At 40.6% G+C, this 9,874-nt stretch carries 14 protein-coding genes and 1 pseudogene; all 15 read right to left on the bottom strand.

Features of this window, described 5'->3' with window-relative positions:
* Positions 1-190 precede the first annotated feature (190 nt).
* A complete protein-coding gene (locus tag D7Y06_RS21935) occupies positions 191-559 on the bottom strand; it encodes a hypothetical protein (protein ID WP_120409720.1) in 369 nt (122 codons plus the stop codon).
* A gap of 18 nt (positions 560-577) precedes the next feature.
* Positions 578-1,378 carry a DUF4037 domain-containing protein gene (locus D7Y06_RS21940; RefSeq protein WP_120409721.1) on the bottom strand — a complete coding sequence of 267 codons (801 nt, stop codon included), beginning with the start codon at positions 1,376-1,378 and terminating at the stop codon, positions 578-580.
* Positions 1,379-1,424: 46 nt separating this feature from the next.
* On the bottom strand, positions 1,425-1,787 hold the full coding sequence (locus D7Y06_RS21945) for a hypothetical protein (RefSeq protein WP_120409722.1): 363 nt from the start codon (positions 1,785-1,787) through the stop codon (positions 1,425-1,427).
* 3 nt (positions 1,788-1,790) lie between these two features.
* Entirely contained in the window at positions 1,791-2,786 is a 996-nt protein-coding gene (locus D7Y06_RS21950) for a GNAT family N-acetyltransferase (protein WP_120409723.1), read from the bottom strand.
* 99 nt (positions 2,787-2,885) lie between these two features.
* Positions 2,886-3,344: an ABC transporter permease gene (locus D7Y06_RS21955; protein WP_243119446.1), complete on the bottom strand. Its 459-nt coding sequence runs from the start codon at positions 3,342-3,344 to the stop codon at positions 2,886-2,888.
* Positions 3,345-3,406: 62 nt separating this feature from the next.
* Entirely contained in the window at positions 3,407-3,856 is a 450-nt protein-coding gene (locus D7Y06_RS21960; RefSeq protein ID WP_120409724.1) for a SufBD protein, read from the bottom strand.
* Positions 3,857-3,882: 26 nt separating this feature from the next.
* Positions 3,883-4,353 carry an AraC family transcriptional regulator gene (locus D7Y06_RS21965; protein ID WP_243119447.1) on the bottom strand — a complete coding sequence of 157 codons (471 nt, stop codon included), beginning with the start codon at positions 4,351-4,353 and terminating at the stop codon, positions 3,883-3,885.
* A 38-nt stretch (positions 4,354-4,391) separates the two neighbouring features.
* Positions 4,392-4,571: pseudogene (locus D7Y06_RS21970) on the bottom strand (cysteine-rich KTR domain-containing protein); the annotation flags it as partial.
* Positions 4,572-4,598: 27 nt separating this feature from the next.
* Complete coding sequence (locus D7Y06_RS21975) at positions 4,599-5,711, bottom strand: linear amide C-N hydrolase (RefSeq protein ID WP_120409725.1); 1,113 nt, start codon at positions 5,709-5,711, stop codon at positions 4,599-4,601.
* Between the two features lie 85 nt (positions 5,712-5,796).
* Positions 5,797-5,988, bottom strand: coding sequence for a cysteine-rich KTR domain-containing protein (locus D7Y06_RS21980; RefSeq protein ID WP_120409726.1), 192 nt, complete (start codon positions 5,986-5,988; stop codon positions 5,797-5,799).
* A gap of 2 nt (positions 5,989-5,990) precedes the next feature.
* Positions 5,991-6,866 (bottom strand): CPBP family intramembrane glutamic endopeptidase, encoded by an 876-nt coding sequence (locus D7Y06_RS21985; protein WP_120409732.1) that lies wholly within the window; start codon positions 6,864-6,866, stop codon positions 5,991-5,993.
* Between the two features lie 70 nt (positions 6,867-6,936).
* Entirely contained in the window at positions 6,937-7,464 is a 528-nt protein-coding gene (locus D7Y06_RS21990) for a hypothetical protein (protein WP_120409727.1), read from the bottom strand.
* 37 nt (positions 7,465-7,501) lie between these two features.
* On the bottom strand, positions 7,502-8,437 hold the full coding sequence (locus D7Y06_RS21995) for a sensor histidine kinase (protein WP_120409728.1): 936 nt from the start codon (positions 8,435-8,437) through the stop codon (positions 7,502-7,504).
* Positions 8,434-9,114, bottom strand: a complete 681-nt coding sequence (locus D7Y06_RS22000) for a response regulator transcription factor (protein WP_120409729.1) — start codon at positions 9,112-9,114, stop codon at positions 8,434-8,436. The genes D7Y06_RS21995 and D7Y06_RS22000 overlap by 4 nt, the downstream gene beginning before the upstream one ends.
* A 184-nt stretch (positions 9,115-9,298) precedes the next feature.
* Complete coding sequence (locus D7Y06_RS22005; protein ID WP_330566570.1) at positions 9,299-9,784, bottom strand: CPBP family intramembrane glutamic endopeptidase; 486 nt, start codon at positions 9,782-9,784, stop codon at positions 9,299-9,301.
* Between the last annotated feature and the right edge of the window lie 90 nt (positions 9,785-9,874).

Consider the following 9,874-nt stretch of genomic DNA (forward strand, 5'->3'; position numbering starts at 1 on the left):
GGAGGATGAGGAATTAAAAAAATCAGCATGAACTTTCAACTTTTTGTGTCCAAAGTATTGACATAGGTCCAAGACTTTTACCACAATATCTTTAAATCTGTTAGCCTTTGTGTACTCTGGACGTTCAGCCATAAATGCCCTCACATCCTCCCTTGACACCGTTAAGGTACAGAAGTAAATATACTGTTGTCTAATTCCTCTTTTCGTTAATAGCCGCCTGGGCAGCCTTTTCAAAGCCGTATTCAATAATATCTTTGGATATGTGCTGTCTTTGAAATTCTGTCTTTACTGCAACAGGAGAAAGCAGGAGCAGCTCGTTTTCATATTTTCCTTCCAAATGAAACCTCGAAAACATGGCATAACCTAAAATACAATCCAGTTCATCAACCATAATCAGTTCCAGTTCCGGCAGATAAAACCGCTTGCTCCGTATTTCAAGGACAAGCTGTTTTACAATGCTCGCTGGCTCTTTTCCCTCTGAGTCTGTAAAAACATCTTCCACAAACTGCGCTGATGTATCTAAATACTTATTCTCCATATTTTTAATTATTCTGTTCATATCTCTTAACCCCTCTCCTTATAAACTATTAATGCCACTGCATTTTATGACTTTCCCCAGTTCGTTGATCATCTCCCGAAGCGCCTGTAATGCCCTGTCCGAATCAGTAAACATATTCTGAAATAATCTGTCCAGATTTTCTTCAAAATCCGCCGGAAGAACTTCCGCATGTTCTTTCGCATACTGCACCATCCTTTTTTCCCCAGGGTGCGTCAGCCTGTTCATCGCAAAGATAATGTCAAAGTACGATTCCAGAAAAGCCGCCGTCCTGTGGTTTACACTCACCATATCCTTGCGGGCGAAAGCCTTTTTAATCTGCGTGTCATATGAGGGCAGGTTTCCGGTCAGCAGGTGCAGATTTTTACGGATAATATTGTTTCTCAATTCGTCCGGATATGGAATCTGGTACTTGTTTTGCAGGCTTTCCAGTTCCCCGTTTTTATCATAAAGAATCCGGCTGTGTAAAAAATTGTGCCACATACAGGTTGTATAACCATTGTATGCTGTATGTTCTTCAACAACTGATTGAATTGTCTGTGAGAAATCCCTGATATTTCTATATAAGATATCAATGTCTGTCCCATCTTTCAGCGTACAGTCATCTTCCAGTTCCCAAAAAGAGTTTCCAATCTCCATATATTTGCAGTGTTTTTCAAGAATCTGCCCCCGCACACTTTCATCTGGTATACTGGTACAGTAAATGTATAAATCGTAATCTGATTTTTCATCATAGTCCGCACCAGCTCTTGAACCGCCGAGCGCAATCGCCACTACCTCCGGGAGTGTGGCAAATTCGCCCCATAATAATTTAAAATACATATTTTCCCTCCAATCTGATACTATCCGGTTATATCTGCAAAACAGCTTATGAATCCGCATATATCTCTAAAAATGACGTGATTTTCCCATGTGTATACTCGCCCTCAATCAGACCAAACTCAGGATTATAATACTTATTATCATAAAGCAGCGTCCAATGCGTATATCCCGCATCTGTATGAACCGTCAGAATCGAATACCTGTAGGGAACAGGATTTTTCTTGGAAATCCGTTTATTTCTTTCAGCGTGTCTGATGCCGTAAACATCAAGTATCTCTATCAGTTGACCGATGCTCGTAGCTCCATCTGTTTTCATATCCTTTATTACTTCTTCAACATTTTTCCCTGCAATCATGGCAATACACGCCTGTCCACACGTTGAAAAAGTAGGCTGCATAATTAACTCCATCTATCATTCCTCCCCTAGCATCTTTTCCATTCCACTGCCCATTTCCTTTTCAGACACTATTTGAAAGCCAAGACTACGGTAAAAACCCTCCTGCCCTTTGGAAGCTCTCAGGTCTATGCAGACCTTCCAGTTTTCCTTCAAAGTGCTTTTAATAAAATTCTCCGAAAAGCGATAGAGAAAAGTTCCTATCATCTGTCCTTGAAATTCCCTGCTTACAATAAATTCCTTCATAAACCAGTGCATACCATAATCGCCAAGCCAGTTTATTGTTGCCACTGCCCTGTCTTTATGGCGTACAATAAAGGATTTTGTGCCGTTCCTGATGGCAAAGTTCATCTGCTCCTGCGTAGGGCAGCTCCAGCCTACAGAGGCAAATAATTCTGAAAATTCTGTAGCCTGCATATCCTGACTCACTGTATAATAATCAATGTCAAGCGCCCGCAAAATCTTTAATTCCCTGATTTTCCTTTCTTCCAGACATTGAATATACCCCTCATAACCGGAAAGGTTCTTTTCTTTTCCAAAGCCCTGTGTGGTATGATAATGGGTAACGGCATTCAGCCAGTCATTCCCACGTTCATCAATTACACGGTCAATCGCCTTTTTGACATCCGGCTGGTCTATATATATGATGACGGGTTTCAGCGGCTTGATGATTTCTGCTATTTCCGAAATATAGTTTTGAGAGGCTGTTTCATCCATGCTGAATCTCATCATTGTTTCACACATCGGATTCTGCAAAAAGATACAGTTAAAAACATATACCGCATCTTTGTCGTATTTCTCCGTAAATGAACGCCACTTTTCAAGTATCTTTATCCGCTCTGTTTCAAAATCGGGAAAATTATAATCGGCATAATCAGCCGGGTGTTCCCCGACACCTTCATCAACGCAAATAACCTTTTTCCCCTTTTTATTCAGTTCATCAGCAATCATCGCCGCTGTTGTACTTTTCCCACTACCCGGAAGTCCTTCCACAATAATTAAATTTGTTTTCATATCTTTTTTCTCTCCTACCTAAATCTCATTTTATCTCCCAGTTAATCAACTATGCGTCTGGCTCTTTGATGATGTTAAAATAATGTTAATATTGTTCCGTCAATGACTGCTATAATCAAAAAGGCGGTAATCCCTTTCAAAAAACGAAGCAAAGTGTTTCTTCGGGTTGGAATACAATTCCTCTCTGTCTTTTGTGTCTGTAAAGCGTACCCTTTTAGAATTTCTCCACCACAACATATCAATGACAAGAAAATCAAAGGCGTTAAGGCATTGTCCTAAAAACAGCAGATTTATAAAATTAGCCTGAAATCCGTCCTCTTTCACAAACAAACCGAAGATAAAGAGGACAGTGCCAAAAACAACAATATTTGATACAAACGACACAAAAAGCGAAACTGTCTTAATTTTGAATTTTAACGCAGGATTTTTCTTTACCATTTCTTGCACTTCATCGGGATAAGAAGCATAACTTTTGATATTTTTATCATCGCTCCCTGTGTTTAAGTAGCATATTCCCCAAAACAGAATACACAAAATGACTAATTCTACTATCAGCATATTATCTACTTCCTCCGATTTTTCTCTTTATTTAGTACTCCGGCAAACGGGAAGTTGTGCTTTTATAATCCTTGTATTTTTTTTAGTGCTTTTTGAATATCCTTACAAACTAATGGATGCATACTATCATCGTAAATACATATATTTGCCTTATGAAGTGCAGAAAGAATATCATTCCTCAATTCTGGTTTATGATTTGCAATAATCGGCAACAGCTTAATACATTGCCTTGCTACAATAGGTTTAACATCTGTTATGTGTTGTAAATATTTATCAATGATTTCATCAATCTTATAATTTGTATCCCATTTTGCGTTATAGGCAATCAGTGTAAGCCCCCTTGTGCGAATATAGGAATTATCATTGTCAAGCATACTGCTTAATCTATCCATATAAGGATAAATACAATTAGTTTCTTCGCTTTCCTTTTGCAATTCCAGTAATGCCTTGTATGCAACCTTGTTATTTTTATCGAACAACAATTCAAAGATTTCTGCCACATTAACCGCCATAATATGTTCCTTTTCAAACTTGAGATTTATAGCGTCCTTTTAATTGCAAAAATAATATCAATCGTCGGTTGCTTTACTATGCTTCTTTCTGTGTGATACTCATATTCCAAATTTACTGCTTCAAAAGAACTTGTTGGTAGCCATTTTGTATAGAAATATTTTTTTGCTTCTCCAATAGAAGCACCCCACAAAAAGCCCAATTTAGGCTTCACTGTGATTTTGGCGTACTCACTGGCTAAAAGGACGTAGCTTTCTAAATCACTTTTGTCAATCACGCTGCCAATAAACAATTCAAAATCATGAGTTTGCTCATTGTAATTTCTGGACAGGACAAAATAGGGTAACACCTTTCCCTCTGGCATGGAAACCACGTCATAATACTGTTTAGAGAGAGCATTTATATCCTTAGAAATAGTTCTATCATTTGACTTTTGCCACAATCCGTATATTGTTTTTTGCTCAATATATTCTATGCTCACTTCTAATTTCGACAGCATTCTTTCGTCCTCCAAATCCCGATTTGTCGCTGAGTAAATCAGCTCTGCGTTCTCGTTTCAATTCTTTTAATCACTGTTACCTCTAAATCCTTTGCATCAATCAAATTTTCCTGTCTACACTTCGGACAGTAGAAGGGAAAGTTTTTTAATTCAGTATCAGCCCATATCTGTAACCTTGTCTTATTTCCGCAGACAGGGCAGAGTACCCATCTACTTTTTCCATAGAGTCTTCTCTGTTTAAATCCTTATTCCCCTTTTTCTTTGTAAGATGCGTCGAGTTCAAAATGATATGGTACGTCATACTGTTTCTGCCAGTAAAAATCCAACGTCCGATCTGTTTTGTCATAAACGATGCTCCACTGTGTTATGTCGGGATAAGAAACCGTTTCCATGACTTCCTGCAATGTTCTGTTATCCATGATTCCCTTATTGCTCTGCCATATAGTAAGCAAAGTATCATACCGCTTATGGGATTCTTCATTGCCAATCCCATACTTTTCCCCGGCAGACAGATAATGGTTTGTAACAACCGATGTTTGTGTAACAACCATTTCATTATTGACGTACTCAATAACAACAGAATTTCCGTCTGCATCGGAAACGGCAAGGTGATGTGCTGTACCAATAGAAGAATTCATATCGTATTCACATAGCAACGCAACAGCTTCATCAACAGTTGATGCTTTATCAAGAAGAAGTCTGATTGCAGATACAATAGTCAAATCAGTTTTCCCACTTTTCTGATGCGTTTCCTCCTCATCACCATTGATTAAATCGGCTACGCATAGACCTTTTTCATTCATGCCGTCCAATGGGACATAAATTGCCGCTAATGCCATATACTGATTGGCAACTCCCTCCGGCTTCCAATTTTCTCCAAAGCCCAGAAAGTCAATGTTGCAGGTTGAAATAGATTCATAGCCATTATCGGGTATTGTATGTACTATAATCGCATTACACTTTTTCCAATCAAAATTTCGCCCCATTAGCTGAGAGCCAGAGACTGTACCTGCACATAAAGAACTGCATCCAAAATCTTTATCTACGGGATTATTTCCCGTTTGAAAAAATCCATTTGACAAAAATTTAGTGATATATACAGCCATATCATCATCGGACGCAGCACCTCCCTGTTCAAGAAACGCATCGAATCCATAATCTCCATTGTACTCCATATAATATAGCCCGTCCTCCAGTCTGCGGACGCTTTTTGCCGCCTTGAGCTTTTCGCCGAATATGTTCCAAGCCCCTGCAAGGACAATGATTATTGAAACAGCTAAAACAACCAGTATAACAACCATAATTCTTTTCCCTTTTCCGCTTTTTTTAGAGCTGCTTTGTCCACGAAAACATTTCATCTTATTTCTTCCTTCCGTTTTGCCAACCCATTGTTTACTTATAGTCCCAAAAATAACTATAGATCCCGATTTATCGCTGCGTTAATCAGCTCTGCGTTTTCATTTCAATCTCTTTAATCACTGTTACCTGTAAATCCTTTGCGTTAATCAAACTTTCCTGTCTGCACTTCGGGCAGTAGAGGGGAAAGTTTTTTAATTCAGTATCAGCCCGTATCTGCAACCTTGTCTTATTTCCGCAGACAGGGCAGCGTATCCATTCAGAAATTATCTTTTCCATCCTTACATTCCCTTTACCATTTTTGCTGTCGGCAATTTTATCAGCATGATAATTGCACATAGTATCAGTCCCGACATACTGATTAGCCCTGTCGGATTGGGTCCTAATAGCCCATTCTTCCCCGAAACGGAAATGAAAACGGGTATTTCTCCTATAACGTTGACTACTCCATGAATAATCGCAGGATACATGACATTGTTGCTGTATACCATAACATAGGAACAAATACTTCCCATTGTCATGCACACAAGCATCATCATGAGCATATTGCTCCACGGCGCACCCGCATTTTCTAAGCTGTAATTAAAGCCGAGGAAAATGAGTGGCAAGTGGGCGATTCCCCAATAAAGACCATTCATCAATGTTCCTTTTCTCACTCCATACTCCGCAATTTGTTTCGGGAGCAAATATTCTCTCCAACCGATTTCTTCCCCAAGCTCCAGCACTTGAATCGGAATGCATACCGCCGCAACAAGTACGCATATTACACAAAATTGCAGCGGGTTAGCGATATGTATCACCTGTTCTGTACCTATCAGACTTCCCAGATTGAAAACGCCGCTGTATTGTTCGGGAAACAGCACAAAATATAGTGCCGTCCCCATTACAATTAAAATACCGGGTACAAAAGCGCAGAAAGCCCAGAGCTTCTTGTTCTTCCATACACGGAAAGAAATGCGCCATTCTGATTTGTCCCTCGTCATGCGTCTTGTTAGAACGGCAGCTATAACGGGAAATGCCGTAAATCCCTTTTGTAAAATCTGATATATAGTATTTTGGCTGTTTCCCTGCAAGCAAAACGCCGCTATGCCAAGCGCCCAGCAGATACCCAATACAAATATCAAGTATATTCTAATCTGATTTCGGTTACCATTCATATCATTTATTTCCTTTATCTTATTTTGCAGACAGGACAGAATATCCATTCGCCTTTTTCCATAGAAGCCTTCACATTTTGCCACCTTTCGTTTTCTGCTCCAGTTCCGCACCATAACGTATAACCACAACAAGCAGAAGTAAGCAGATCCCAGGCGTAACGCTGCCGCTATCATCAAACATATTCCATGACGACAAGTGAATCCTCTCGTAAATAAAGTCTGTAACACTCACAGATATGACAGATAATACAATCGTGATAATTCCAAGCTGCTTTACCCGGTCTGCGCCTGCACTTGTAAACGGCGTCCCTTCTTTCAGTTCCGCTGTAAAATAGCGATATACAAATAATGTTATTATGCCGCCAAGCAAAAGAGAAATATCCGCCGCTGACAAAATGCCTACAAGCTGTCCCTTGCTCATTTCAGCCGAAACCGACAGGAAATGAAGAAACTGGTTTTCCATGTTTAATACATCTGCCGCCGCGAGGACAGCTGCTATTGATGTTAAAACCACTCCCACTACTGCAAATACCAAAACAATTTTAGAGAGTATCTGAAACACCCTCATTCCTTTTTGAATTTTCTCTAAACTGCTCATTCCTTTTTCCCTTTCTTTGTTGTTATTATAAACTCTCTCACACCGGAATGGAAATCACAAACTCTTTTACATAGCCTGCTTCTTTATGTTCTACCGTTAATGTACCGCCATGTTTTTCTACAATCTTTTTTGCAATGGCAAGACCAAGCCCGCTTCCACAGGCGGCATTTCTTGAAGTGTCGCTGGAAACGAACGGTTCAAAAATAATCTCGGATTCCTCTTTCCGGATATCCCTGCCGGTATCCGCCACAATAATGAATATCCTGCCCGCATCTTTTCTTACCATAATGCCCACCCGATTTCCCTCATCATTGTGTTTATACGCATTGATAACAAGATTGCCGACAGCCCTTGTCATCTGCAGCATATCACAGGAAACAGGGATTTTCTCATCAGGAATATCAATCTCCAGCCGGATATTCTTTTCCTCAAAGGCTTCATACTGCCCCGCGGCTGCCCTGCGCACAATCGAGCAGATGTCCGTTTCCGTTTTGTTCAGCGGATAGCCCTCTGTCTGCAGCTTCGTGTATTCAAAGAGCATATTCAGAAGTTCGTCCGTCTGCTTTGCCTTCTGGTAAATCCGGTCAATCACAATCTCCGACTGTTCAAGCTCCACTTTTTTATCTCCCAGCGCTTTTGCATACCCCAGTATGGAAGTCATGGGCGTTTTCAGGTCATGGGCGATATTGGCGTAAAGCATATTGCGCTCGTCTGTCTGGCGCTGTATCTCGGCATTCATCTTTTTCGTAATCAGCCTTGAAAACAGCCACGCCGCAGGCAGCACCATAATCAGGGCTGCACACATAATAATATTTACAACCAGTGTCCCCGTTGCGACAGCAACCGCTCCGGAAATACCGTAATATGATGTAAAAACCTCCCGCAGAAGAAGCGCCAGAACCAGTTCCGCAATCGTAAGGGAAATGGTTGTGCCCACGAAGCAGAGGATAATGGATCGTTTTAACTGCTTCATTTTCTCTCCTCTCTTACCAGCCTGTATCCCAATCCCCGGATTGTTTCAATATATCCGGCTCCGGTCTTTTCACGCAGCTTGCTTATCATAACCCGTATCGCATTGTCATCCACCGCATAATCATCATTCCACCCTGCGCTGTAAATCTGTTCTTTCGTAAACACCCTGCCGGGACTTTCCATAAACATTTTCAGTATCAGGTATTCCGTCTTGCTGAGGGGAATTTCTGCACCGTTCTTAATCAGACAGCACTCTCCGGTGTTTAAACATAAACCGCCTGATGAAACCATTCCGTCAGTTTTGCAGTTCTGTCCTGCGTTCAGGCGGCGCAGCCTTGCTTTCACTTTTGCAACAACTTCCAGCGGTTCAAACGGTTTCAGGATATAATCATCCGCCCCAAGGTCTAAACCCCGTATCCGGTCAGACAAATCAACCTTTGCCGAAATAACAAGTATGGGGACATCCATTGTCCGGCGCACTTTCTGAATCAGGTCAAAACCATCCATATGCGGCATCATAATATCAACAAGGGCAACATCAATCCCATAATTCTGTAAGACCATAAATGCCATATTCCCATCATAGGCTTCGTAAATCTGAAATCCTTCTTTTTCAAGATAAAACCGCAGCATTCTGATAATATCTTTGTCATCATCTGCAATCAGGATATTTGCCATACTCCCGCTTCCTTTCCATATCCATGTTCAAACAGCCATATTTATACTCACGACAGATGAAATCTGCCGTGAGTATTGCGCCAGCCGCAGCCGCGAAGCGGCATACTTCCTTATGCGGCTGTGTGCATAATACGATTCTACACCCCGAATATTACCTGAATGCAATCTGAACATTACCTGAACATTAAATTTTTCGTTTTTTATGTATCTTAGCTAATCTGTTCCTTGCAAGTACAGCGAATGGTGTAATCAACAGATAAAGGATTGTCAGGATTATAAAGAACCCTATATCCGCCTCCAAAAACACATAAATGATATTAAATCCAAAGTGCAGCAATACCGAATAAATCAGATTATTATGCCGTTCCAAAAAAATGTTCATCAAAACAGTCATGCAGGTAATGACGACAATATTGGAAATGACATAGGGGACTGCCCGCCAGTCGGTAAACTCTGAATCCACTACCCACAACAGGGTATGCCAAAAACACCACACCAATCCCTGACAGACAGAGGATTTAAGAAAATCATACTTTTTATTAAATTCCTCTCGCATAAAGCCGCGCCAGCCCAGTTCTTCTCCTGTCGGTCCCGATGTAAAGGACAAAAAAATACTGAGCGGCAATGCTGTTATTCCAAAATTGATGTAGGACAGCATGGGCTTTCCCATGACAGCTGAAAAGAAGAACTGGACCTATGTCAATACTTTGGACACAAAAAGTTGAAAGTTCATGCTGATTTTTTTAATTCCTCATCCTCC

The sequence above is a fragment of the Roseburia sp. 1XD42-69 genome, assembly GCF_003612565.1.
Lineage (GTDB): Bacteria > Bacillota > Clostridia > Lachnospirales > Lachnospiraceae > Roseburia_B.

Bases quoted from the DNA above. Each gene is read 5' to 3' on its own strand.
- D7Y06_RS21935 (WP_120409720.1), bottom strand. From the start codon at position 559: ATGAACAGAATAATTAAAAATATGGAGAATAAGTATTTAGATACATCA.
- D7Y06_RS21940 (WP_120409721.1), bottom strand. From the start codon at position 1,378: ATGTATTTTAAATTATTATGGGGCGAATTTGCCACACTCCCGGAGGTA.
- D7Y06_RS21945 (WP_120409722.1), bottom strand. From the start codon at position 1,787: ATGGAGTTAATTATGCAGCCTACTTTTTCAACGTGTGGACAGGCGTGT.
- D7Y06_RS21950 (WP_120409723.1), bottom strand. From the start codon at position 2,786: ATGAAAACAAATTTAATTATTGTGGAAGGACTTCCGGGTAGTGGGAAA.
- D7Y06_RS21955 (WP_243119446.1), bottom strand. From the start codon at position 3,344: ATGCTGATAGTAGAATTAGTCATTTTGTGTATTCTGTTTTGGGGAATA.
- D7Y06_RS21960 (WP_120409724.1), bottom strand. From the start codon at position 3,856: ATGGCGGTTAATGTGGCAGAAATCTTTGAATTGTTGTTCGATAAAAAT.
- D7Y06_RS21965 (WP_243119447.1), bottom strand. From the start codon at position 4,353: ATGCTGTCGAAATTAGAAGTGAGCATAGAATATATTGAGCAAAAAACA.
- D7Y06_RS21975 (WP_120409725.1), bottom strand. From the start codon at position 5,711: ATGAAATGTTTTCGTGGACAAAGCAGCTCTAAAAAAAGCGGAAAAGGG.
- D7Y06_RS21980 (WP_120409726.1), bottom strand. From the start codon at position 5,988: ATGGAAAAGATAATTTCTGAATGGATACGCTGCCCTGTCTGCGGAAAT.
- D7Y06_RS21985 (WP_120409732.1), bottom strand. From the start codon at position 6,866: ATGAATGGTAACCGAAATCAGATTAGAATATACTTGATATTTGTATTG.
- D7Y06_RS21990 (WP_120409727.1), bottom strand. From the start codon at position 7,464: ATGAGCAGTTTAGAGAAAATTCAAAAAGGAATGAGGGTGTTTCAGATA.
- D7Y06_RS21995 (WP_120409728.1), bottom strand. From the start codon at position 8,437: ATGAAGCAGTTAAAACGATCCATTATCCTCTGCTTCGTGGGCACAACC.
- D7Y06_RS22000 (WP_120409729.1), bottom strand. From the start codon at position 9,114: ATGGCAAATATCCTGATTGCAGATGATGACAAAGATATTATCAGAATG.
- D7Y06_RS22005 (WP_330566570.1), bottom strand. From the start codon at position 9,784: ATGGGAAAGCCCATGCTGTCCTACATCAATTTTGGAATAACAGCATTG.